Consider the following 23,297-nt stretch of genomic DNA (forward strand, 5'->3'; position numbering starts at 1 on the left):
CGGAGAGCCCCAAAGCCGGTCAGGACGCGGCCTTTTCGTGCGCCTGCTGCCCCCGCTCCCGGGCCAGCCGGGCGGCGTCCTGCTTGAACGCCCACTCCATCTTCGGCTCCATCGCGAACCGGAAGACCCGCCGCACCGGCGCGGTGCACAGCAGGGTGACGGCGGCGCCCGCGAGCAGGGTCACCAGGATCTCGCCGAGCGGCCGGTGCAGCCAGGCGTGGTCGAACCAGCCCCGGTAGTCGGCGAACTTCACCAGGAAGCCGTGCAGCAGATAGCCGCAGATGGTGCCCGCGCCCAGCGTCGTGAACCAGGTCTTGCGGCCCGGCACCCAGGCGAAGAAGCAGGCCGTCAGCAGCAGCGAACAGGCCATCATCGCGAGCGTCATCACCGGTCCGCACCACCAGGGCGCGCCCAGCTCCTGCGCCGAGTCGCGGTGGTAGAACCACGCGGTGTTCATGCGCGGCACCGCCCACCAGCCGACCAGCAGCGCCGCGGCGAACACCGGCACCGCGGCGATCCGCACCGCGCGGCGGCGCACCAGCTGGAAGTGCTCCGGCTTCATGTTCAGGCCGAGCACGAAGTACGGCAGGAACTGGAGCACGCGCTGGAGGTCGAGGTCGTCGCCGATGTTCGGGGTGACGGAGGCCAGCATGGCGACGACGAGGGCCACCGGCAGCGGATGGCGCACCAGCTTCCAGACCGGCGTGGTCAGCCGCCAGACGAACAGGGCGCACAGGAACCAGGTCAGGAACCAGGGATCGAGCAGACTGATCTCCTGGTGGGAGCCCGTGACGAGGTTGTTGAACAGGGGGTAGGCCGTCTCGAAGACGACATAGGGGACGAGGACCCCGGTGACCAGCCGCTTGAGCCGGTCCGGGCGCATGTCGAAATTACGCGAGAAGAAGCCGGAAATGATGATGAACGCCGGCATGTGGAAGCTGTACACCACCGTGTACAGGCCTTCCAGGATGCGGCTGTCGCCCTTCAGCGGCTCCCACGAGTGACCCATCGCGACGAGCACGATCGCCAGGTACTTGGCGTTGTCGAAGAACGCGTCGCGCTCTTTGCCGCCGGGTCTCGCCGTCTGCCGCGGCCGTTCCTGCGTACTCACCGGGGTACGCGGACCGGGCACTCCCGGCGCCGGCGGCTGGGCCGGGGGGAGCGGCTGCGGGGTCTGGCCGGGGGAGGAGGCGGCGTCGAACATCTCAGGCACCCTAGCGTCGTGTGCGGGATTCCGTAAAACCCCGTGCAGTCATTTCCGGTTATCCCCTGTGACTGCCCGCGAATTCAACGGACTTGCGGTCCGCAATCACGTGACGGTGCCCACAGAAAAGCCCGCCGTTCACCCATGATGTCTGGATTCATCCCCATCAAGTGGGGCATACGGCGTCTCTGTGCGATCAATTTGAATTACCTGCGCGCAAGTTGTGTGGAGCCGGAAACGAAGTCGCGTAATTCCTGCCGCAGTCGCGGTCGGTTGCCCGTCGAATTCCTGTGCGGGGCGTCGCCCGGGCCGGGACGGCGTGTCCGACATCATGTCAGGAGCCGCATGGACCAGGCCCGTTGGTGGCACGATGGTTCTGGCGGGGGTGCGGGCCGTGCCCCCGGGCCGGGAGCGGGACCGACCGAGGGTGTGATCAGTTGTGGCCATTTCACTGTCTGTGGTGCTGCTGTTGGCGGTCATCCTGGTGGTGCTCATCAGGGGGAAGAACCTCAAGCCCGGACCGGCCATCGTGGCCATGCTCTTCGGCTTCTTCCTGGCCTCCAGCGGCATGGCGCCGTCCATCAACCGGTTCCTGAACTCGATAGCGGACTCGATCTCCTCGATCAAGTTCTGACCGGCCACGGTCCCGCCACGGCCGGTGCACCGGCACCGGCCCTAGTGGTACAGGTGCCGCCGCTCGGCCGGCTGCCGGCTGATGAACACCAGCCGGTCGAAGTCGACGGCCACCCCGCGCAGCAGCAGGTCGACCAGCGCGCGCGCCGACGACGCGTCGACCGGGGCCTCGCCGAACAGCGCCCGCCGGTACACCACCGAGGCGAGCAGGTCGACGAACAGCTCGGGGTCCACGTCCGGCAGCAGGTCCCCGCGCTCGACGGCCCGCCGCACCGCGACCGCGGCGGCCGCCCGGCCCGGCTGCACGAGGCTGTGCAGCAGGTACTCGTGCAACTCGGGGTCGTCGGCGCAGTCGGCGATCAGCGGCGCGAGCACCCCGGCCGGCAGCCGCTCGTGCAGCACCTCGGCGAGCAGCCGCACGCTCTGGTGCAGATCGCAGCGGGTGCAGCCGTTGTCCGGGGCGGGCGGCACGACGAGGACCGAGGCGAGCGCGTCGATCACCAGTCGCTGCCGCCGGGGCCAGCGGCGGCGGATGGCGGCCTTGCTGGTGCCCGCGAGCGCGGCCACCCTCTCCAGCGCGAAACCGCCGTAACCGTCCTCGCCCAGCAGCCGCACGGTGGCCGCCAGCACCGCGGCGTCGATCGCCGGATCCCGGGGCCGGCCGCCGGCCGCCGGGCTCATGCGGCGGCGTCCTGGGGGTACCAGCGCAGCTCCACGGTGTTGCCGTCGGGGTCGCGGACGTAGACGGACTCGGCCGAACCCCGGGCGCCCCAGCGCGGCACGGGCCCCTCGACGACGTCGAAGGTGCCGGAGGCGACGACCTCCTGCCAGTCCAGCGGATCCACCACCAGGCAGATGTGGTCGACGTTGGACTCGCCGCGGGGCCGCTCGACCAGGTCGATGACCGTGGTCCCGCTGATCCGCACCGAGGGGAAGGGCACCTTCCCGGCCCGCCACTCCTCGACCCGCTCGCCCGCGAGCCCCAGCGGCCCGGTGTAGAAGGCCAGCGCCCGCTCGACGTCCGCGACGTTGAGCACCAGGTGATCGAAGTCCTTGACCCGCATGATCTCTCCCCCTTGCACCGGTCGAGCCGTACCGCTCGCGTCCGAGTTGTGTTCCGTACCGGTACGGATCGTATCGACGGCGCGGACGCACGGCAAGAGGCGGTCCGTGAATCGGCTCCGGGGGGGGGGGGAGCGGCCGTGGGTGCAGCGGGCTTCGGCGACGCCGCCGGTGCGGGCTCAGGTCCCGCTTCCGCTGCCCCCGGGAGGGTCACGAGGGGCACGCCACCGTTCGCGACTCAGGAGACGGCGGCATCGCGCACGGTTTCCCGCACCTCCAGCACGGTGTCCGTGCCGGTGAGCGCGAACAGCCGCTGAAGCTGTTCCGGTGGCCCGGCCACGCGCAGGGTGCCCGCCTGGTGGGTGAGGATCAGGAGGTTGAGGAAGGACGAGTCCGCGAAGACGACGCCGGAGGCGTCCAGGACCACCTTCGGGTGCTCCCTGACGGCGGCGCCGAGTGCGTCCGCCAGGGGCGGGATCGAGTCCAGGTCGAAGGAGCCGTGAGCGGCCACGACCCAGGCGCCGTCCCGCTCGTACTGTTCCAGCGCGGCCGCCGGTCCGCACTCGCCGGCGTGGCCCGACCACCGCTTCCCACCAGTGCTGCTCATGAGCTGTGACATGACGGCCTCATCCCCAGGACACCTTCGGGGCTCCGTCTGCGGCGATCCAGCCCGGAGCACGTCAGCAATTACCGGAAAAGTATGTCATGTATCTGGGTTCGGCAATGACGGCCCCCTAAAATGCGGGTCATGGTTGGAGTGCCCGAACCTCACAGTGGATGGACGTTCATCACCAGCCACGCACGCGTACTCGCGGCCATCGCCGACAACACGAACGTCCGGATCCGCGACATCGCCGCCCGCTGCCGCCTCACGGAGCGCGCCGTCCAGCGCGTCATCTCCGACCTCGAAGAGGGCGGTTACCTCTCCCGCACCCGTGACGGGCGCACGAACACCTATCGCATCGAGCCGGACAAGGTGCTGCGCCATCCGGCGGAAGCGGGCCTGCCCGTGGCCTCCCTGCTGTCCTTGCTCGTGCAGGACGAGACCGACCGGGCCAAGGCGCCGGAGCCGGTGATGGCGCCTACTCCCTCGGTCCACCACTGACCCCGGCTCCCTCCCGGGCCGCGGACCCTCCGCGAACGGCTGCGGCCGGCACTGACCGAGACGGGGACCGGGGCGGTGGCGGACGGGGGCGGCCGTGGACCGGCATCGGAGGACCTGGAGACGGCCAAAGGCCCAGGGGTGGTAAAACTACCACCTGACCTGGGCCTTCGCCGTTCAGAGCGGGCGACGGGAATCGAACCCGCGTAGCTAGTTTGGAAGACCGCGTATGCGGATCGTGGCTCAGCTGCGGACTTGCCGACCTGGAGCTTTATGGCGTCCTTCCCTAGCCTCCCCGTTGTTCCCCGCCAGTGCTCTACTCAACGGGCACGCAGGGGGCACGCTTATGTGAGCCTGCTGATCAAGGGTAGGAGTGCCCCGAGTAGGCCGAGAACGGCAGTGATCAACTGCACGACCTGAGTTGCGGCCTCCGTACGGGGCTTGCATGCGTGCAAGTTGGGCTTGCATGCAAGCAAGTCCTCCCGGTAGTCTTCCGATCCGTCTAATGCATTGCTATGTAATGCATAGGACGGTACAGCTGGCTGATCTGCAGGGTTGTTTTCCATGAGGCCTCCTTGCGCTCGGTTGCGCCTAGCCGTGAAGCGCCGCTCTTGGTAGGGGATGCGCAACACGGCTTCTCGGCGTGTGTATTCAACTCGGCGGAAGCGTAGCCGAGTCGTCGCCTTGGATGCCTCGCGGGCAGGCCGCTATGTGAGGCCAATCACACGGCATCGCCGCTAGAACAACGGCTGCTGATGCCCACGCGCCTGGAGCCACTCCGCCATCTCCTGGCAGCTACTCACGTATGCGCGCGCAGCCTCTGGGCTGAGGTTGAGGGACACCTGATGTGCAGCCCGGTTGCGTACTCTGCTGAGTTCCAAGATTGAGACCTTGATGTCCAGCGGCAGGTTCAGGCGATCGACCAGCCGACTGATAGGCAACGGAACCCGTTCGGATCGACCAAGTTCGTGTTCTTCCAGGCGCCGCAACTCGGCCTCGACGTGCCACCATGCCGCGATAGCTGCCGCCTCTGGCTGCGTCCGGGCGTAGGACAGAAGGAGGTCTTCCTGCTCCACCCTCTCGGTACGGATGCGAACTTCAGCGGCCGCGGTGGGCTCTTCGAGGAGGCCTTGTTGGGTGGGCGCATCGTCCCGTAATGGCGGGTTGGTAAGCACTGCCACCTCTGCGCCTGTGCTTGCCTCAAGGATCTCCTCGGAGAACTCCGCATCGATCCCGGGTGCACTCAGGACTTTCACCCTGCGGATCAGTTCGCCTAGCTGGCTTCGGAACCCGTACACGATCGCCACGGTCGTGGCCGGCCAGATGAGGACCTTGAGGTAATCGAGCACCAGCCGCGCAACTTCCACAAGCGCATCATGCCGTAGCGATCACTGGAACGGGTGTCTTCCGGCAATCTTCGGTGTGACGAGCGGCAACTGTTGCCGCCTCCCTCGCCATCACTCTTCCCAGCTCCCATCCCGTACGCCGTCGACCCACACACCGTGGAGCGGGCGTGGTTCAGGGCGTCAAGGTGGAGCGCGCCACTGTACGAACGACCTTGACGCCCTGGGCCGCGTCTGCTCGGCTCTGCCTGGGTCGATGGTGTGCGGGATGGGAGCCCCTGCACCCGCTACGACGGGCCCGCGGTCGGCGACGGCGCTCCCTCCATCCCGGTGCCGGCCGATCCCCCGCCGGAGGCACTGTTCTGACCGTAGCGGTGCATGCGGTGATCGACTCATGGCCACCGGCCCTATCCACATGTGGGCGCGCGTCGGCGCAGCGCGGGCGGAGCGGGCCGGAGGCAGGAGCGGCGCCCGCAGCGGAGCCGGTAGCGCGCCCGGCGGAGCGGAGCGCAGCCGGGGCTTGATGAGGTAGAGAAACCTGTAACAGCTCGCCCTGGGCACGCGGTCTTGTCGATCTAGCCGCCGGCTGCTGGCATAAGTGTGGGGCGGCACACAGTGAGGGGGGGCAACCGATGAGCGATCTCACGGTGAATCCGTGGAAGCGGCACGGCAAGGATCGGCTCTACGTCAACCTCCGTGACGGCACTACTGTCGCATGGGCAGATCGAGCGACGAAGGTCGTGACGATCAAGGTGCAGAAGTATCGGGACGAGGCGTTAGCCCTGCTCCGGCGCCACCTTGGTGACGGGATCACAGTTGCCTCTGCATCCGCCAGTGCCCCTCCATCGCGTCCCGCGTCCCCCCTTCGACAACCCAACCACTCAGCTCCGAGGCGCAGCATCGAACGGCCGGCGTACCTCCCACCCCTCTCCCCCGGTGAGGACCTGGCGAGGAATCGACCTGGCGCCGGCCTTCTCGGGATGATCGCTGAGCGTGGCCCTTCCACAGTCCAACGGTTACGGGCGAAGGTCCTACGGCAGTCCTCGGAATGGGACAACTGGTACACCGGGCTTGAGGGAGAACGCCGGGTCGGTCGAGAACTGGCACGCTTATCCGCGCAAGGGTGGCGGGTTCTTCACGGCATCCCCAAGAGCAACGGCGGCGACATTGATCACTTGCTCATCGGGCCCGGAGGCGTGTTCAACATCAACACCAAGACTCATCAGGGTGCCTCCGTCTGGGTGGGCGACACGATGGCCAAAGTCAATGGTGGGCAGCCAAAGCCCTATGCCGCTGCGAGCAAGGCCGAAGCTGAGTACGTACGCGGGGTACTGGAGCGATACTGCGACTTCGCCGTGGCCGTGGAGCCGGTTCTCGTCTTCGTCGGGATCGAGTCCCTACGTCGTGCCGCTACGCAGTTCACTGTGCGGATCTATCAAGAGCGAGAAGTAGCAGCGCTCGGTCCTCTTACCGGCAGGCTCACCCTCGAACAGGTGGAACGTGCGTACGCTGTGGCCCGTCACCGCCGTGTCTGGCTCAAAGCCTGACAACGCTCATGGGGCACAAGGCGACTCGTGAAGCCATGTCGGCAGAGCCGTTCGTACGCTTCGATTACATCAGCCGGTACCTGCTGGCTGACCATGAAGCCCTGCTCCGGGTAGATCAGCAGTCGCTGTAGTGCGCCCACAAGCATGTCGATCACCAAATGGGCGTCACCGATGGACTGGACATACTCGTCCAGCGTCATAGGGCTGGACGCACTCACGACCTTGACGTTGGGCCAGAGCTTGCGCGCGGTGGCGTAGGCCCGCCTCTCCTCGTACGGCTTACTGATCAGCAAGACAGAGGTCACATCGATGCCGGCCTTTTCCAACAGGTCTCGCGAAAAGCGGATGTTCTCGCCCGTGTTCCGAGCACGCGGTTCCACGAGCACGGCAGTACTGGGGACGCCGAGTTCCAGCGCCCGCTCCCGGTAGTGGACGGCTTCCCCGCGGGGCATGCGTTCCCGCGTCGTGGGACTGGTGGCGCCGGCGGAGCCAAGCCGCGCTTGTACAAGTCCACTGCCGTGTCAGCCACTCCCAGGTCGTGGCTGCCGAGTCCGATAGCGACCGAGCACGGCCGGGGCGCGTGACCCATCTGGTGGTAGTCCCACAGGCGCCGCGTATCCGCCCAATCCTGTGCCGTGATCACTACTGACCTTCCCTCTTCTTCGCCGAGTCGGGCACCTTGAAGTCGTACTCCCACGCAAAGCGTGATGCCGCGTGTACCCCGATGGCGAACTCAACCACTGTGCCGGCCGCCGTATACGTCGTCCGATGCAACTCGACGACGGGTTCACCCGGCGGAAGCTGCAAGAGCTTCACCTCGTCAGGCGTAGGGGCTCTGGCGAAAAGCTCCTCCTTCATGTGGTCGATCTCGTACCCCGCGTCGTAGAGAACGCGGAAACCACCGCCACGGCCGGCTGGCCCCGGCGTCGGGTCCACCAAGCGGGTCCCCTCCACATGCTCAGGTCGGTAGTAGCTGGTCAGGCTGTGGGTCGGCTGGTCACCTTCCTTCACCAGTCGTGCCCTCGCATAGACCTCTGCCCCTTCGGGCAGGCCGTGTGCGGCTGCGACCACCGGCGGAGCCTGCACCAAGCTGACGGTCTGTGTCTGCTCATTGCGGCGGTAGCTACGCCCAGAGGCCACGCGGTCGGCAATAAAGGCCACCTCGTCGCCATCCCGCCACTTGGCCTTGTCGTACCGGGCGATGCCGAGCCGCTTGAGTGGGACTTGCTGCCGCACCACGGTGCCGTGTCCGCGTGACGACGTCACAAGGCCCTCGGCCTCAAGGGCCTTGTACGCCTGATGAACAGTCGACTTTGAACCCTCACCCGCCGCAACCAGTTCCCTGATCTGCGGGAGCTGCTGGCCAGGCGCGTACTCACCCCTCTTGATCTGTTCCGCCAGCTTGTCCGCTAGCTCCCGCCATTTCGGCGTCATCGCATGGCTCCTTCCTACGGATTCAAGTAGCGTCCTCGGGGTGGTGGGTGCCGCAGCGGCAGGGCCGGTTGCCGGGCCGGTTGTGGACCGGGCCGAACGAGGGCGCGGTGAGGGTGGCGAAGACCCGCGGGTGGTCGCGGATCGTGTCGGGTGCAGACGGAGCTGCGTCAAGGTGACTGGCGTGATCCCGATGCGGCCAAGGTTCCGTTCGCCAAGTACGCGACCGCGTGGGTGGCGGAACGTCCGCTGGCCAAGAGCACCCAGGAGCTGTACGAGATCCTCGTCCGGGTGCACTTGGTGCCCACCTTCGGGCGCATGTCCATCGCCGACATCACGCCGGCCGCCGTCCGTACCTGGCGCCGTGTTCGCCTGGACGCTGGGACCGGGCCGACCACGGTCGCCAAGGCCTACTCGCTGCTGCGAACGATCATGGGTACGGCCGTCGATGACGGGCTGATCCGCCGCAACCCGTGCCAGATCAAGAACGGCGGCACGGTGAGCACCCCGGAGCGGCCCTCCGCCTCCGTCGTGGACGTCTTCGCCATCGCGGACGCCTCGCAGCCGCGCTATCGGGCCCTGGTGCTGCTCGGCGCCTTCTGCGCCCTGCGCTGGGGCGAACTGGTCGCACTGCGCCGACGAGACATCGACCTGGATGCGGGCATCGTCCGGGTGCGCGGCTCGGTATCCGAGCTGAACAGCGGCAAGCGGATCTACAAGGCCCCCAAGAGCGAGGCGGGCAAGCGGTCCGTGGCCATCCCCCGTTCGATCCTGCCGGTTGTCGTCGCCCACATGAAGCAGTTCGCGGAGCCCGGTGCTGACGGCCGCGTCTTCGTCGGCGCCAAGGGCGCCACGCCCCGCCGGAACCACTTCAACGGTCTGTGGCACAAGGCCTGCGCCGAGGTCGGCATCAAGGGGCTTCGCTTCCATGATCTCCGGCACACCGGCAACACCCTGGCGTCCCAGACGAACGCCAGCACGCGTGAGCTGATGACCCGGCTCGGCCACAGCTCGACCCGTGCGGCGCTGATCTACCAGCACACCTCTGACCGCCGTGAGCGGGAGATTGCCGACGGGGTGGACGAGGTGATCGTGAACGCTCTGAAGCGGCGCCGCCCGCCGAAGGGGCACGCGGGGGACATGCAGGGCTGAACAGCGTAGGAACAACCGAAGGCCCAGGGGTGGTAGAACTACCACCTGACCTGGGCCTTCGCCGTTCAGAGCGGGCGACGGGAATCGAACCCGCGTAGCTAGTTTGGAAGACTAGGGCTCTACCATTGAGCTACGCCCGCAGCGCTGCGCCGCAGCTCGGTGACCGCGGCACGAAGGCATCGTAGCGGGTCGCCCGTCCATTGGGCCAACACGTTCGGATCACGCGCACCACGCGCCCCGCCTCGAAGAATGCGGCCGACGCGGACCGCCCGGCCATGTACCCTACGTCTCGCACCAGACGGGGTGTGGCGCAGCTTGGTAGCGCGTCCGCTTTGGGAGCGGAAGGCCGTGGGTTCAAATCCCGCCACCCCGACCACCAGCCGACCAGCGGCCCGCGCGTCGTGATGGTCGCCTTTTGGGGCGCCGACCGCCTGCGGTTACTATGCAAGCTGCGCGCCCGTGTGACCCCGGCCCCCACGGCCTACGTACTCCTCCGGGCGGCGAATCCGCCGGACCTGTCTGGCTCGGCAGAACCCAAGCAGTCAGCCACAAGGAGACCGAACCGTGAAGAGCGCCGTGGAGACCCTGAACCCGACCCGGGTTCGGCTCACTGTCGAGGTGCCCTTCGAGGAGCTCAAGGACAGCCTCGACGCGGCGTACAAGAAGATCAACCAGCAGGTCACGGTGAAGGGCTTCCGCAAGGGCAAGATCCCGGCCCGCGTCATCGACCAGCGGTTCGGCCGCGGTGCGGTCCTGGAGGAGGCGGTCAACGACGCGCTCCCGAAGTTCTACACCGAGGCGGTCAACGAGGCCGAGCTGAGCCCGCTGGGCCAGCCCGACGTCGACATCACCGAGCTGAAGGACGGCGAGACGCTGAACTTCACCGCCGAGGTGGACGTGCGCCCGGCCCTGGAGATCCCGGACTACTCCGGCATCGAGGTCGAGGTCGACGCCGTCGAGGTCACCGACGAGGACGTGGAGAAGTCGGTCGAGCAGCTGCGCGAGCGCTTCGCGTCCACCTCCCCGGTGGAGCGCGCCGCCGAGGACGGCGACGTCGTCACCATCGACCTGGAGGCCAAGGTCGACGGCGAGGTGCTGGAGGACGGCATCGCCAACGGCGTCTCCTACACCATCGGCTCCGGCGAGCTGCTCGACGGTGTCGACGAGGCCGTCAAGGGCCTGTCCGCCGGCGAGGAGGCGACCTTCACCTCCGAGCTGAAGGGCGGCTCCGCCGCGGGCAAGGAGGCCGAGGTCACCGTCAAGGTCACCGAGGTCGCCAAGCGTGAACTGCCCGAGCTGGACGACGAGTTCGCGCAGCTCGCCTCCGAGTTCGACACCCTGGACGAGCTCAAGGCCGACAGCCGCAATCGCCTCGCGAACATGAAGCAGTTCGACCAGGCCACCCAGGCGCAGGAGCGCGTCCTGGAGAAGCTCCTGGAGCTGGTCGAGGTCCCGGTCCCCGAGAAGCTGCTCGAGGACGAGATCAACACCCGCAAGCACAACCTGGAGCACCACCAGCTCGCGCAGATGGGTCTGACCCTCGACAAGTACCTGGAGATCCAGGGCAAGTCCGCCGAGGAGTTCGAGACCGAGACCCGCGAGGCCGCGGTCAAGGGCATCAAGACCCAGTTCGTCCTGGACGAGCTGGTGAAGAAGGAGAACCTGAACGTCAACCAGGAGGAGCTCACCGAGCACCTCATGCGGCGTGCGGCCTCCTCCGGCATGTCCCCCGACCAGTTCGCCCAGGCCGTCGTCGAGGGTGGCCAGGTGCCGCTCCTGGTCGGCGAGGTCGCCCGCGGCAAGGCCCTGGCCGTCGTGGTCGAGGCCGCCTCGGTGAAGGACACCAACGGCGAGACGGTCGACCTCAGCGACGAGGACGAGGAGACCGAGGCCGCGGCCGAGGAGGCCGCCGCCGAGGAGACCACCGAGGGCTGAACCGCCCCGCCGCGCCTCTGAAGGACGCCTGGACGGGCCCCGGGGACTTGTTCCCCGGGGCCCGTTCGCCTACCCGGGGAGGCCCGGCCGTGCCCCTCGCACGGGCGTGCCACGGGCCGCCCGGGCGGCCCGGCACCCGCACCCGGGGGCGCGTCGCGTCCCGATGGCGCTACGCCCCCGGCGAACACTCCTATCTCCGGGATTCCCCGAACGGGCCCGAGCGTTAGGGTCCATGAGTACGGGGGCAGGGGAGTCTCCTGAAACCCCAAGCCTCCGGCAGGACGACGTGAGACGGCCCGGCGCCGTCGTGAGACGAGCAGGTGGATACGTGACGAATCTGATGCCCTCCGCCGCCGGCGAGCCCTCCATCGGTGGCGGCCTCGGCGACCAGGTCTACAACCGGCTGCTCGGCGAGCGGATCATCTTCCTCGGCCAGCAGGTCGACGATGACATCGCCAACAAGATCACCGCGCAGATGCTGCTCCTTGCCGCCGAACCGGACAAGGACATCTACCTCTACATCAACAGCCCCGGCGGCTCGGTGACGGCCGGCATGGCGATCTACGACACCATGCAGTACATCCCGAACGACGTGGTCACCATCGCGATGGGCATGGCGGCCTCCATGGGCCAGTTCCTGCTCACCGGCGGTGCCGCCGGCAAGCGCTTCGCCCTGCCGCACGCGGACATCATGATGCACCAGGGCTCCGCGGGCCTCGGCGGTTCGGTCACGGACATCAAGATCCAGGCCGAGTACCTGCTGCGCACCAAGCGCCGCATGGCGGAGCTGACCGCGCTGCACTCCGGCCAGACCTTCGAGACGATCACCCGGGACGCCGACCGCGACCGCTGGTTCACCCCGGAAGAGGCCAAGGAGTACGGTCTGATTGACGAGATCATCTCGAGCGCCTCGGGTGTTCCGGGAGGCGGCGGCACCGGTGCCTGACCGGCCCGGCCGCGCCACGCACCGCCACCACCCACGCCCCCAGAACGCCACCAGGACGGTGAACATCCCATGAGCAACTTCCCCGGCACCGCCAGCGGCATGTACGAAGGGCCCCGGCCCGACGCCCGCTACGTCATCCCGCGCTTCGTCGAGCGCACCTCCCAGGGCATCCGCGAGTACGACCCGTACGCGAAGCTCTTCGAGGAGCGCGTGATCTTCCTGGGCGTCCAGATCGACGACGCCTCCGCCAACGACGTCATGGCGCAGCTGCTGTGCCTGGAGTCGATGGACCCCGACCGGGACATCTCGATCTACATCAACAGCCCCGGTGGCGACATGACCGCCCTGACGGCGATCTACGACACGATGCAGTTCGTGAAGCCCGACATCCAGACGGTCTGCATGGGCCAGGCGGCCTCCGCCGCGGCCATCCTGCTCGCGGCCGGCACCCCGGGCAAGCGCATGGCGCTGCCCAACTCCCGGGTGCTGATCCACCAGCCGGCCGGCTCCACCGGCCGCGGCCAGCTCTCCGACCTGGAGATCATCGCCAACGAGTTCACCCGGATGCGCGAGCAGCTGGAGAACATGCTGGCCAAGCACTCGAACCAGCCGATCGAGAAGATCCGCGAGGACATCGAGCGCGACAAGATCCTCACGGCCGAGGAGGCGCTGGAGTACGGCCTCGTCGACCAGATCATCTCCACCCGCAAGCTGAACAACAGCTCGGTCCGCTGACGCGGAGCGGCACGCTCTCAGCCCCCCTTGGCAGGGCTCACCGCGAAGTGAACCCTGCCAAGGGGGGCCCGAACATCGGGCCCGGCAAGGTACCGTCGGACATAAGGCAGCACCAGGAGCCGCTGGACCGCAGTGTCCAGTCGGCCCCCAGGCGAAGGGGAAGCACACCGTGGCACGCATCGGTGACGGCGGCGATCTGCTCAAGTGCTCGTTCTGCGGCAAGAGCCAGAAGCAGGTCAAGAAGCTCATCGCAGGGCCCGGTGTGTACATCTGCGACGAGTGCATCGATCTCTGCAACGAGATCATCGAGGAGGAGCTCGCGGAGACCAGCGAGGTGCGCTGGGAGGAACTGCCCAAGCCCCGCGAGATCTACGAGTTCCTCGAGGGCTACGTGGTCGGCCAGGAGGCCGCCAAGAAGGCCCTGTCGGTCGCGGTGTACAACCACTACAAGCGGGTCCAGGCGGGCGAGAACGGCGGCGCGAGCGGCCGGGACGACGCCATCGAGCTGGCGAAGTCCAACATCCTCCTGCTGGGCCCCACGGGCTCCGGCAAGACCCTCCTCGCGCAGACCCTGGCGCGCATGCTGAACGTCCCGTTCGCCATCGCCGACGCCACGGCGCTGACCGAGGCGGGCTACGTCGGCGAGGACGTCGAGAACATCCTCCTGAAGCTGATCCAGGCCGCCGACTACGACGTCAAGAAGGCCGAGACCGGGATCATCTACATCGACGAGATCGACAAGGTGGCCCGCAAGAGCGAGAACCCGTCGATCACCCGCGACGTCTCCGGCGAGGGCGTCCAGCAGGCCCTGCTGAAGATCCTGGAGGGCACCACGGCCTCGGTGCCGCCGCAGGGCGGCCGCAAGCACCCGCACCAGGAGTTCATCCAGATCGACACGACGAACGTGCTGTTCATCGTGGGCGGTGCCTTCGCCGGTCTGGAGAAGATCATCGAGTCCCGGGCGGGCGCCAAGGGCATCGGTTTCGGCGCGACGATCCTGTCCAAGCGCGAGCTGGAGGCCAAGGACGTCTTCGAGGACGTCATGCCGGAGGACCTGGTCAAGTTCGGCATGATCCCCGAGTTCATCGGCCGGCTGCCGGTGATCACCTCGGTGCACAACCTCGACCGCGAGGCGCTGCTGAAGATCCTGGTGGAGCCGCGCAACGCCCTCGTCAAGCAGTACCAGCGCCTGTTCGAACTCGACGGCGTGGAGCTGGACTTCGAGCGCGAGGCCCTGGAGGCCATCGCCGACCAGGCCATCCTGCGCCAGACCGGCGCCCGCGGCCTGCGCGCCATCATGGAGGAAGTCCTCCAGGGCGTCATGTACGAGGTCCCCTCCCGCAAGGACGTCGCCCGCGTCGTCATCACCGCCGACGTCGTCCTCTCCAACGTCAACCCGACCCTGATCCCCCGCGACGCGCGCGGCCGGGGCTCGGGGGAGCAGAAGACGGCGTAACGAGCCCGTACGGCACACAGAAGGGGCCCCGGTCGGACGACCGGGGCCCCTTCTGCCGCCCTGCGGGCTGCCGCGTCAGGCCTTCACCCGCACGTCGTTGCGCAGCTTCGCCGCCAGTTCCGCCGTGTCGTCCAAGGAGCCGCTCTCACCCGAGGCGAGGGAGGCGACGCTGAACGACGTCACCAGGGCGACGGTGCTGTGGTCGCCCCAGATGCACATCGGCATCTTGATGGTCTTCGGCATGCCCGCGTCCTCGGACGACGAGCCGGTGCTGTCGATCTGCGCCACCTGGCACTTCATGATGCCGTGGGAGAGGCCGGCCGGGTGGACGGTCTGCGGGCTGCCGATCAGCTTGCCCTTGGTGTCCGAGCCGCTCTGGTCCTTCTCCGACTCCGACTTGGCCTTGGCGAACATGGCGTCCACCACCGCCTCCGGGTCGTCGATCGAGCCGTAGACGCCGCTGAAGGAGAGGCCCTTCTTGGTCAGGCCGGTGCCGTTCTCGTAGCCGCTGCTCACCTGGGTGGGGTTCTTGACCCCCCACTTCTCGAAGTCCGACTTGTCGGAGTCGCTGAGGCCGTCCGAGGAGTCGTCGGAGCCGGACTCCTTGGTGTACGTGCCGTTGATCACCGAGCCGGGGGTGATCAGCTTGTGCGGGCCGTCGTCCGCGATGCTCGGGCTGCTTCCGCCGCTGAGCGCGAAGTACACGCCCACCGCGACCGCCGCCACCACGGCGACCGCGCCGATGATCAGGCCCGTCTTCTTCTTGCCGCCGGTCGGCTGGGGCGCCTGGGGCATGCCGTAGGGCTGCTGGCCGTAGGGGTTCGGCTGCTGGCCGTACGGGTTCTGCTGCGGGGGCACACCGGGCTGCTGCGGGTAGCCGTACCCCGGCTGCTGCGGCGGGGCCTGCGGGGGGTAGCCGTAGCCGGGCTGCTGCGGGGCCTGCGGGGGCTGGCCGTACGGGCCGGACTGCTGCGGGGGCTGGCCGTACGGGCCGGGCTGCGGCTGCTGGCCGTACGGGCCCGGCTGCCCCGGCTGTCCGTACGGGCCGGGCTGCCCCGGCTGGCCGTACGGACCCGGCTGCTGGGGTGGCTGGCCGTACGGGCCCGGCTGGTTGCTGCTCATTTCTGGGATCCCCCTAGGACTCTTATGTGTTCCTGACATCCTGGACCAGCGCCCGAGGACACAGGGCACCGGGGGCCGCACCGTTACAGAACAAACGCGTTTCGGGACCGGCCCGTGACCCCTCTAAACTGACCCCCGTGACCGACAACGCTCAGCAGCAGCCACCCGCGCCCGACACCGAACTGCCGACCCAGTACGCGCCGGCCGATGTAGAGGGGCCGCTGTACGAGCGCTGGGTAGAGCGGGGCTACTTCGAGGCGGACGCGAAGAGCGACAAGCCGCCGTACACCGTCGTCATCCCGCCGCCCAACGTCACCGGCTCGCTCCACCTGGGCCACGCCTTCGAGCACACCCTCATCGACGCCCTGACCCGCCGCAAGCGCATGCAGGGTTACGAGACGCTGTGGCAGCCCGGCATGGACCACGCCGGCATCGCCACCCAGAACGTGGTCGAGCGCGAGCTGGCCAAGGAGGGCAAGTCCCGCCACGACCTGGGCCGCGAGGCCTTCGTGGAGCGTGTCTGGAAGTGGAAGGGCGAGTCCGGCGGCCAGATCTCCGGTCAGATGCGCCGCCTCGGCGACGGCGTCGCCTGGTCCCGTGAGCGCTTCACCATGGACGAGGGCCTCTCCCAGGCCGTCCAGACCATCTTCAAGCGCCTGTACGACGACGAGCTGATCTACCGCGCCGAGCGCATCATCAACTGGTGCCCGCGCTGTCTGACGGCCATCTCGGACATCGAGGTCGAGTACCAGGACGACGACGGCGAACTCGTCTCCATGAAGTACGGCGACGGGGACGACACCATCGTCGTCGCCACCACCCGCGCCGAGACGATGCTCGGCGACACCGCCGTCGCCGTCCACCCCGAGGACGAGCGCTACAAGCACCTGGTCGGCAAGCTCATCAAGCTGCCGCTGACCGACCGCTCCATCCCGGTCGTCGCCGACGCCCACGTCGACCCCGAGTTCGGCACCGGCGCCGTCAAGGTGACCCCGGCGCACGACCCGAACGACTTCGAGATCGGCCAGCGCCACGACCTGCCGTCCATCACCGTGATGGACGAGCACGCCGTCATCACCGTGCACGGCCCCTTCCAGGGCATGGACCGCCTGGAGGCCCGCTCCGCCATCGTCGCCGCGCTGCGCGCCGAGGGCCGGATCGTCGCCGAGAAGCGCCCCTACGTCCACTCCGTCGGCCACTGCTCGCGCTGCAAGACCACCATCGAGCCGCGCCTGTCCATGCAGTGGTGGGTCAAGGTCGGCCCGCTCGCCAAGGCCGCGGGCGACGCGGTCCGCGACGGCAAGGTCAAGATCCATCCGCAGGAGATGGAGAAGCGGTACTTCGACTGGGTCGACAACCTCCACGACTGGTGCATCTCGCGCCAGCTGTGGTGGGGCCACCGGATCCCGGTGTGGTACGGCCCCGACGGCGAAGTCGTCTGCGTCGGCCCCGGCGAGGAGCCGCCCGCCGGCGAGGGCTGGCACCAGGACACCGACGTCCTCGACACCTGGTTCTCCTCCGGCCTGTGGCCCTTCTCCACCCTGGGCTGGCCCGAGCGGACCGAGTCGCTCGCGAAGTTCTACCCGAACTCGGTCCTGGTCACCGGCTACGACATCCTCTTCTTCTGGGTCGCCCGGATGATGATGTTCGGCCTGTACGCGATGGACGGCACCCCGCCGTTCCACACCATCGCCCTGCACGGCATGGTCCGCGACCAGTTCGGCAAGAAGATGTCGAAGTCCTTCGGCAACGCGGTCAACCCGCTGGACTGGATGGACAAGTACGGCAGCGACGCCCTGCGCTTCACCCTGGCCCGCGGCGCCAACCCGGGCGTGGACGTGCCGATCGGCGAGGACTGGGTCCAGGGCTCGCGCAACTTCGCCAACAAGATCTGGAACGCGACCCGCTTCGCGCTGATGAACGGCGCGACGGTCCAGGGCCCGCTGCCGGAGCCGTCGGCCATGTCGGCGACGGACCGCTGGATCCTGTCCCGCCTCAACTCGGTGGTCGCCGAAGTCGACGCCTACTACGAGGACTTCCAGTTCGCGAAGCTCTCCGACACCCTCTTCCACTTCGCGTGGGACGAGGTCTTCGACTGGTACGTCGAGCTGTCCAAGACCGTCTTCCAGGCGGGCGGCGAGCCGGCCGAGGTCTCCAAGCGGGTCCTGGGCGAGGTCCTGGACGTCACCCTGAAGCTGCTGCACCCGGTGGTCCCGTTCGTCACGGAGACCCTGTGGACGACGCTGACGGGCGGCGAGTCCGTCGTCATCGCCGAGTGGCCGGCCGACAGCGGCTTCCGTGACCCGGCCGCCGAGCAGGAGATCTCCGCGCTCCAGTCGGTCATCACCGAGGTCCGCCGCTTCCGCGCCGACCAGGGCCTCCAGCCGGGTCAGCGGGTTCCGGCCCGGCTGTCCCTGGACGGCACGGCGCTCGCCCCGCACGAGGCGGCCATCCGCCAGCTGCTGCGCCTCCAGCCCGAGGGCGACTCCTTCACGGCGACGGCCACCCTGCCGATCGCCGGGGCGGAGGTCGCGCTGGACCTCTCCGGCACGATCGACGTCGCCGCCGAGCGCAAGCGGCTGGCCAAGGACCTCGCCGCCGCCGAGAAGGAGAAGGCCCAGGCCACGGCCAAGCTCGGCAACGAGGCCTTCCTCGCCAAGGCCCCGGAGAACGTGGTGGACAAGATCCGCACCCGCCTCTCCAAGGCCGACGAGGACATCGCCCGCATCCAGGCCCAGCTGGAGAAGCTGCCGCAGGCGTAGCCGTCACCACGATGCCGAAGGCCCCGGTCCCGCGAAGGCACCGGGGCCTTCGCCCATCCCTGTCCGTGCGGCTCCGTAGACTGGGACCCGTGAGCGACCTCCCGCACGACGACAACGGCCGGCCCGACCCCCTCGACTCCTTCGAGGAGATCATCGAGGCCGAGACCACCCGCGACCCCGACCTCGCCGTGATCGAGGCCGGCAGCCGTACCCTCCGGACGCAAGGGGGAGCGCCGACGGCCGACGTGCCCGCGCGCCCCGAGGACCCCGAGGTCGACAAGGCGCTGCGCGAGGTCGAGGCCGAGCTGGCCACCCGCTGGGGCGAGACCAAGCTGGAGCCCTCGGTCAGCAGGATCGCCGCGCTGATGGACGTGCTGGGCGAGCCGCAGCGCTCGTACCCCTCGATCCACATCACGGGCACCAACGGCAAGACCTCCACCGCCCGCATGATCGAGGCCCTCCTCGGCGCCTTCGAACTGCGCACCGGCCGCTACACCAGCCCGCACGTGCAGTCGATCACCGAGCGGATCAGCCTGGACGGCGCCCCGATGAGCGCCGAGCGGTTCGTCGAGACCTACCAGGACATCAAGCCGTACGTCGAGATGGTGGACGCCGCCCAGGAGTACCGGCTGTCCTTCTTCGAGGTGCTCACCGGCATGGCGTACGCCGCCTTCGCGGACGCCCCGGTCGACGTCGCCGTCGTCGAGGTCGGCATGGGCGGTTCCTGGGACGCGACGAACGTGATCGACGCGGATGTCGCGGTCGTCACCCCGATCGCCCTGGACCACACCGACCGCCTCGGCGAGACCCCCGCGGAAATCGCCGGCGAGAAGTCCGGGATCATCAAGCAGGACGCGACCGTCATCCTGGCCCAGCAGCCGGTGGACGCCGCCCAGGTGCTGCTGAAGAAGGCCGTGGAGGTCAACGCCACGGTGGCCCGCGAGGGCCTGGAGTTCGGCGTCGTCGCCCGCCAGGTGGCCGTCGGCGGGCAGCTGCTCACCCTGCGCGGCCTCGGCGGCGAGTACCACGAGGTGTACCTCCCGCTGCACGGCGCCCACCAGGCGCACAACGCGGCCGTGGCGCTCGCCGCGGTGGAGGCGTTCTTCGGCGTGGGCGCCCAGCGCGCCGAGCCGCTGGACATCGACACCGTCCGCAAGGCGTTCGCCGCCGTCTCCTCCCCGGGCCGCATGGAGGTCGTACGGCGTTCCCCCACCGTCGTCCTGGACGCGGCGCACAACCCGGCCGGGGCCGAGGTCACCGCCGAGGCGGTGCGCGAGGCGTTCGACTTCAGCCGGCTGATCGGCGTGGTCGGCGCGAGCGGCGACAAGGACGTACGGGGGCTGCTGGAGGCCTTCGAGCCGATCTTCGCGGAGATCGTCGTCACCCAGAACTCCAGCCACCGCGCCATGGACGCGGACGAACTGGCCGCCATCGCCGTCGAGGTCTTCGGCGACGAGCGCGTCCAGGTCGAGCCGCGGCTGCCCGACGCCCTGGAGGCCGCGATCACGCTGGCCGAGGAGGAGGGCGAGTTCGCGGGCGGCGGGGTGCTGGTCACCGGTTCCGTCATCACGGTCGGCGAGGCCCGGCTGCTGCTGGGCAAGGGCTGAGGAGTCCGACGTGCGTACGCTCTGTTCATCCACCCTGATCGGCGAGTTCTTCATCATCGGCTTCGCCGGGCTGGTCGCCATGAAGGACCCGGACCTGTCGGTGTCCACCGTCTGGCTGGTCAGCGGCATCGCCATGGTGCTGTGCGTGCTGCTGTGCGGCGTGGTGACCCGGCCCGGCGGGGTCGCCCTCGGCTGGGCCCTGCAGATCGCCCTGATCGCCTCCGGCGTCTTCGTGCCGACCATGTACTTCATGGGGGCGCTGTTCGCGGCCCTGTGGTGGGCCTCGGTGCACTTCGGCCGGAAGATCGACGAGGCCAAGGCCCGGTTCGCCGCGCAGAGCGGCTCCTCCACGCCTGACGCTGTGTAACGGGCGCGCGGACACGCCCTGTAACCTCGTCCCACCGCACACACGTTTCACGCGTAAGGAGTCCCCTCGTGAGCCAGCGCACCCTCGTCCTCCTCAAGCCCGACGCCGTCCGTCGCGGCCTGACCGGCGAGATCATCAGCCGTATCGAGCGCAAGGCCGGCTGGCAGATCACCGCGCTGGAGCTGCGCACCCTGGACCAGGAGACCCTGGAGCAGCACTACGGCGAGCACAAGGGCAAGCCCTTCTACGAGCCGCTGGTCGCGTTCATGGCCTCCGGTCCGGTCGTCGCCATGATCGTCGAGGGTGAGCGGGTCATCGAGGGCGTGCGCGCGCTCGCCGGCCCGACCGACCCGATCGCCGCCGCGCCGGGCTCCATCCGCGGCGACTTCGGTGTGATCGTCCGGGAGAACCTGATCCACGCCTCCGACTCCGAGGAGTCCGCCGAGCGCGAGGTGAAGATTTTCTTCCCCGGCCGCGCCTGATACCGGCGATCGAGGGAACGAGCGCCCCCGAACGCCCGTCTCCACAAGCGAGGCGGCCCGCCATCTGGTGACAATGACGGAGACCCTCGCGCAGTGTTCGTGCAGGCGCGTTTACGATGGAAGCCTTCACGTCACAGCACCCGCCTCGCCTGCCTGACATGCCCTCAAAAGCTCGGGAAGGCCAGATGAATCCGGATGGGGAACTCAATGTCGTTCATCGGCCGTGACATGGCTGTCGACCTCGGGACCGCCAACACGCTGGTGTACGTCAGGGGTCGCGGAATCGTACTGAACGAGCCGTCCGTCGTCGCGATCAACACCAACACCGGTGGCATCCTGGCGGTCGGCGCCGAAGCGAAGAAGATGATCGGCCGGACGCCGGGGAACATCGTGGCGGTCCGGCCGCTGAAGGACGGCGTGATCGCCGACTTCGAGATCACCGAGCGGATGCTCCGCTACTTCATTCTGAAGATCCACAAGCGGCGGTACCTGGCGCGTCCGCGGGTCGTCGTCTGTGTGCCCTCGGGCATCACGGGCGTCGAGCGCCGCGCGGTGATCGAGGCCTCCACCCAGGCGGGCGCCCGCCAGGTGCACATCATCGAGGAGCCCATGGCCGCGGCCATCGGCTCCGGCCTGCCGGTCCACGAGGCCACGGGCAACATGGTGGTGGACATCGGCGGCGGCACCACGGAGGTCGCGGTCATCTCCCTCGGCGGCATCGTCACCGCCCAGTCCATCCGCGTCGCGGGCGACGAGCTGGACAACGCGATCATCCAGTACATCAAGAAGGAGTACAGCCTCCTGCTGGGTGAGCGCACCGCCGAGCAGATCAAGATCACCATCGGCTCGGCGTACGAACTCGAAGAGGACGAGCACACCGAAGTCCGCGGCCGGGACCTGGTGTCCGGGCTGCCCAAGACCGTCGTCATCTCGGCCGCCGAGGTACGCAAGGCGATCGAGGAGCCGGTCAACGCGATCGTGGACGCGGTCAAGACGACCCTCGACAAGTGCCCGCCGGAGCTGTCCGGCGACATCATGGACCGGGGCATCGTGCTGACCGGTGGCGGCGCCCTGCTGCGCGGTCTGGACGAGCGGCTGCGCCGGGAGACCGGAATGCCGATCCATATCGCCGAGGACCCGCTGGACAGCGTCGCGCTCGGATCCGGAAAGTGCGTCGAGGAGTTCGAGGCGCTCCAGCAGGTTCTGGACGCGCAGCCGCGCCGATGACGCGGCACTTCGATTCCGCCGTACGAGACGTTCTCCTCTCGTGCGGCGGATCGTTGATATAGAGGCATAAGCTCCCCCCAACGGGCCTCTTGGATTTGCGCCTTGCCATGGGCGTCTTTTCCAAGGGCCCGACGAATTCCTACTTGAGGAAGGGCACGGCCGCCGCACGTGAGGGACACCAAAGAGAGCCGGCTGCTCCTGGTCCTGCTGATCGCCATCGCGTTCGCGTTGATCACCGTGGATATCCGAGGGGGCCGGAACTCCCCGGTCGACGGCGCCCGGCAGGCCGCGGCCGCCGTCTTCGGCCCGGTGGAGGACGGACTTTCCTCGGCGGTCGACCCGGTCGGCAACGCCATCTCCGCGGTCCGCGACTCGGGCAACCGGCACAGCAGGCTCGCCGAGCTGGAGAAGGAGAACGCGGCCCTCAAGGCGAAGCTCGGCAGCGACGACCGGACCCGCAGCCGGCTCGGCCAGCTCGACCGGATGCTGAAGCTCGCCGGCGAGGGCCAGTACGGCATCAAGGGCGCCCAGGTCATCGCCATAGGGTCGGCGCAGGGCTTCTCCTGGACCATCACCATCGACGTCGGCGCGAGCGACGGCATCAAGCGGGACATGACCGTCCTCAACGGCGACGGCCTGGTCGGCCGGGTCACCACGGTCGGCCCCGACACCTCCACCGTGCTGCTCGCCAACGACCCGGACTTCACCGTCGGCACCCGCCTGGAGGGCAGCGACGAACTCGGCTTCGCCTCCGGGCAGGGCGACCGTCCGCTGCGCGTGGAACTCCTCAACGGCAAGGCCGAGGTGAAGAAGGGCGACCGGCTGGTCACCTTCGGCTCGGAGTCCGACAAGCCGTTCGTGCCGGGCGTGCCGGTCGGCGTGGTCTCCCGCGTCGATCCCTCCGGCGGCGGTCTGACCCGCACCCTGTACGTCACGCCGTACGTCGGCTTCACCAAGCTGGACGTCGTCGGCGTGGTCGTCCAGGGCCCGAAGAAGGACCCGCGCGACGAGGTGCTGCCCGCCAAGCCCAAGCCGGTGCCGACGCCGACGGTGACCGTCACCGTCACCCCGTCGGCGGACGCGAACGGGAACGGGAACGGCGGCAACTCCGGTTCCGGGGACCGGTCGCAGAACTCTTCACAGAACGACTCTTCGCAGAACGACCAGCAGCCGTAGGAGCTGAA

General features: G+C 68.5%; 21 protein-coding genes, 2 tRNA genes and 1 pseudogene. 15 read left to right on the forward strand and 9 right to left on the reverse strand.

The genetic code is table 11. From position 1 onward, the window contains the following. Positions 1-19 precede the first annotated feature (19 nt). Positions 20-1,204 (reverse strand): acyltransferase family protein, encoded by a 1,185-nt coding sequence (locus HZZ00_RS05040; protein ID WP_180331083.1) that lies wholly within the window; start codon positions 1,202-1,204, stop codon positions 20-22. 439 nt (positions 1,205-1,643) lie between these two features. On the opposite strand from HZZ00_RS05040, the gene HZZ00_RS05045 reads away from it, so the two are divergent. Next, positions 1,644-1,838 (forward strand): hypothetical protein, encoded by a 195-nt coding sequence (locus HZZ00_RS05045; RefSeq protein WP_180331084.1) that lies wholly within the window; start codon positions 1,644-1,646, stop codon positions 1,836-1,838. Positions 1,839-1,879: 41 nt separating this feature from the next. On the opposite strand, the gene HZZ00_RS05050 is transcribed toward HZZ00_RS05045, so the two are convergent. The 3 genes from HZZ00_RS05050 to HZZ00_RS05060 form a co-directional block, all read right to left on the reverse strand. Next, entirely contained in the window at positions 1,880-2,518 is a 639-nt protein-coding gene (locus HZZ00_RS05050) for a TetR/AcrR family transcriptional regulator (protein WP_180331085.1), read from the reverse strand. After that, complete coding sequence (locus HZZ00_RS05055) at positions 2,515-2,901, reverse strand: VOC family protein (RefSeq protein ID WP_180331086.1); 387 nt, start codon at positions 2,899-2,901, stop codon at positions 2,515-2,517. Before HZZ00_RS05055 ends, HZZ00_RS05050 begins: the two co-directional genes overlap by 4 nt. Before the next feature lie 236 nt (positions 2,902-3,137). Next, positions 3,138-3,518: an STAS domain-containing protein gene (locus HZZ00_RS05060; protein ID WP_180331087.1), complete on the reverse strand. Its 381-nt coding sequence runs from the start codon at positions 3,516-3,518 to the stop codon at positions 3,138-3,140. Between the two features lie 129 nt (positions 3,519-3,647). Between HZZ00_RS05060 and HZZ00_RS05065 the strand changes: the two genes are divergently transcribed. Beyond that, positions 3,648-4,004 carry a helix-turn-helix domain-containing protein gene (locus HZZ00_RS05065; protein WP_180331088.1) on the forward strand — a complete coding sequence of 119 codons (357 nt, stop codon included), beginning with the start codon at positions 3,648-3,650 and terminating at the stop codon, positions 4,002-4,004. A 734-nt stretch (positions 4,005-4,738) separates the two neighbouring features. On the opposite strand, the gene HZZ00_RS05070 is transcribed toward HZZ00_RS05065, so the two are convergent. Then, on the reverse strand, positions 4,739-5,368 hold the full coding sequence (locus HZZ00_RS05070; RefSeq protein ID WP_180331089.1) for a hypothetical protein: 630 nt from the start codon (positions 5,366-5,368) through the stop codon (positions 4,739-4,741). 956 nt (positions 5,369-6,324) lie between these two features. Here HZZ00_RS05070 and HZZ00_RS39015 point away from each other — a divergent pair. Beyond that, positions 6,325-6,891 (forward strand): nuclease-related domain-containing protein, encoded by a 567-nt coding sequence (locus HZZ00_RS39015; RefSeq protein WP_306856184.1) that lies wholly within the window; start codon positions 6,325-6,327, stop codon positions 6,889-6,891. On the opposite strand, the pseudogene HZZ00_RS05080 reads toward HZZ00_RS39015, so the two are convergent. Further along, positions 6,864-7,534, reverse strand: a pseudogene (locus tag HZZ00_RS05080) (YdcF family protein). The gene HZZ00_RS39015 and the pseudogene HZZ00_RS05080 overlap by 28 nt on opposite strands. Next, positions 7,534-8,325: a GntR family transcriptional regulator gene (locus tag HZZ00_RS05085; RefSeq protein WP_180331091.1), complete on the reverse strand. Its 792-nt coding sequence runs from the start codon at positions 8,323-8,325 to the stop codon at positions 7,534-7,536. Before HZZ00_RS05085 ends, HZZ00_RS05080 begins: the two are co-directional and overlap by 1 nt. A gap of 429 nt (positions 8,326-8,754) precedes the next feature. Between HZZ00_RS05085 and HZZ00_RS05090 the strand changes: the two genes are divergently transcribed. After that, a complete protein-coding gene (locus HZZ00_RS05090; RefSeq protein WP_374028543.1) occupies positions 8,755-9,474 on the forward strand; it encodes a tyrosine-type recombinase/integrase in 720 nt (239 codons plus the stop codon). 69 nt (positions 9,475-9,543) lie between these two features. On the opposite strand, the gene HZZ00_RS05095 is transcribed toward HZZ00_RS05090, so the two are convergent. Next, positions 9,544-9,614, reverse strand: a tRNA-Gly gene (locus HZZ00_RS05095). 159 nt (positions 9,615-9,773) lie between these two features. Here HZZ00_RS05095 and HZZ00_RS05100 point away from each other — a divergent pair. The 5 genes from HZZ00_RS05100 to clpX all read left to right on the forward strand — a co-directional run bounded on the left by HZZ00_RS05100 (position 9,774) and on the right by clpX (position 14,546). Then, positions 9,774-9,850: transfer RNA gene (locus tag HZZ00_RS05100), tRNA-Pro, on the forward strand. A gap of 188 nt (positions 9,851-10,038) precedes the next feature. Next, positions 10,039-11,409: a trigger factor gene (gene tig, locus HZZ00_RS05105; RefSeq protein WP_180331093.1), complete on the forward strand. Its 1,371-nt coding sequence runs from the start codon at positions 10,039-10,041 to the stop codon at positions 11,407-11,409. A 340-nt stretch (positions 11,410-11,749) separates the two neighbouring features. Then, entirely contained in the window at positions 11,750-12,355 is a 606-nt protein-coding gene (locus HZZ00_RS05110) for an ATP-dependent Clp protease proteolytic subunit (protein ID WP_180333392.1), read from the forward strand. A gap of 69 nt (positions 12,356-12,424) precedes the next feature. After that, a complete protein-coding gene (locus HZZ00_RS05115; RefSeq protein WP_070027104.1) occupies positions 12,425-13,090 on the forward strand; it encodes an ATP-dependent Clp protease proteolytic subunit in 666 nt (221 codons plus the stop codon). A 169-nt stretch (positions 13,091-13,259) separates the two neighbouring features. Then, positions 13,260-14,546, forward strand: a complete 1,287-nt coding sequence (clpX, locus tag HZZ00_RS05120; RefSeq protein ID WP_161297731.1) for an ATP-dependent Clp protease ATP-binding subunit ClpX — start codon at positions 13,260-13,262, stop codon at positions 14,544-14,546. A 75-nt stretch (positions 14,547-14,621) separates the two neighbouring features. Here clpX and HZZ00_RS05125 read toward each other — a convergent pair whose 3' ends face one another. Next, the gene (locus tag HZZ00_RS05125; RefSeq protein WP_180331094.1) at positions 14,622-15,668 is read right to left on the reverse strand and encodes a hypothetical protein; all 1,047 of its coding nucleotides are present in this window, start codon (positions 15,666-15,668) and stop codon (positions 14,622-14,624) included. Positions 15,669-15,805: 137 nt separating this feature from the next. On the opposite strand from HZZ00_RS05125, the gene HZZ00_RS05130 reads away from it, so the two are divergent. The 6 genes from HZZ00_RS05130 (at position 15,806) to mreC (ending at position 23,289) form a co-directional block, all read left to right on the forward strand. Then, positions 15,806-18,430 carry a valine--tRNA ligase gene (locus tag HZZ00_RS05130; RefSeq protein WP_180331095.1) on the forward strand — a complete coding sequence of 875 codons (2,625 nt, stop codon included), beginning with the start codon at positions 15,806-15,808 and terminating at the stop codon, positions 18,428-18,430. Positions 18,431-18,519: 89 nt separating this feature from the next. Continuing rightward, positions 18,520-20,037 carry a folylpolyglutamate synthase/dihydrofolate synthase family protein gene (locus tag HZZ00_RS05135; protein WP_180331096.1) on the forward strand — a complete coding sequence of 506 codons (1,518 nt, stop codon included), beginning with the start codon at positions 18,520-18,522 and terminating at the stop codon, positions 20,035-20,037. Between the two features lie 10 nt (positions 20,038-20,047). Further along, positions 20,048-20,404 (forward strand): DUF4233 domain-containing protein, encoded by a 357-nt coding sequence (locus HZZ00_RS05140; protein ID WP_180331097.1) that lies wholly within the window; start codon positions 20,048-20,050, stop codon positions 20,402-20,404. A gap of 68 nt (positions 20,405-20,472) precedes the next feature. Beyond that, the gene (gene ndk, locus HZZ00_RS05145; RefSeq protein WP_180331098.1) at positions 20,473-20,886 is read left to right on the forward strand and encodes a nucleoside-diphosphate kinase; all 414 of its coding nucleotides are present in this window, start codon (positions 20,473-20,475) and stop codon (positions 20,884-20,886) included. 207 nt (positions 20,887-21,093) lie between these two features. After that, the gene (locus HZZ00_RS05150) at positions 21,094-22,113 is read left to right on the forward strand and encodes a rod shape-determining protein (protein WP_070027093.1); all 1,020 of its coding nucleotides are present in this window, start codon (positions 21,094-21,096) and stop codon (positions 22,111-22,113) included. A 168-nt stretch (positions 22,114-22,281) separates the two neighbouring features. Beyond that, positions 22,282-23,289 carry a rod shape-determining protein MreC gene (gene mreC / locus HZZ00_RS05155; RefSeq protein ID WP_180331099.1) on the forward strand — a complete coding sequence of 336 codons (1,008 nt, stop codon included), beginning with the start codon at positions 22,282-22,284 and terminating at the stop codon, positions 23,287-23,289. Positions 23,290-23,297: the final 8 nt, after the last annotated feature.

The sequence above is a fragment of the Streptomyces sp. NEAU-sy36 genome (assembly GCF_013423905.1).
GTDB classification, from domain to species: Bacteria; Actinomycetota; Actinomycetes; order Streptomycetales; family Streptomycetaceae; genus Streptomyces; species Streptomyces misionensis.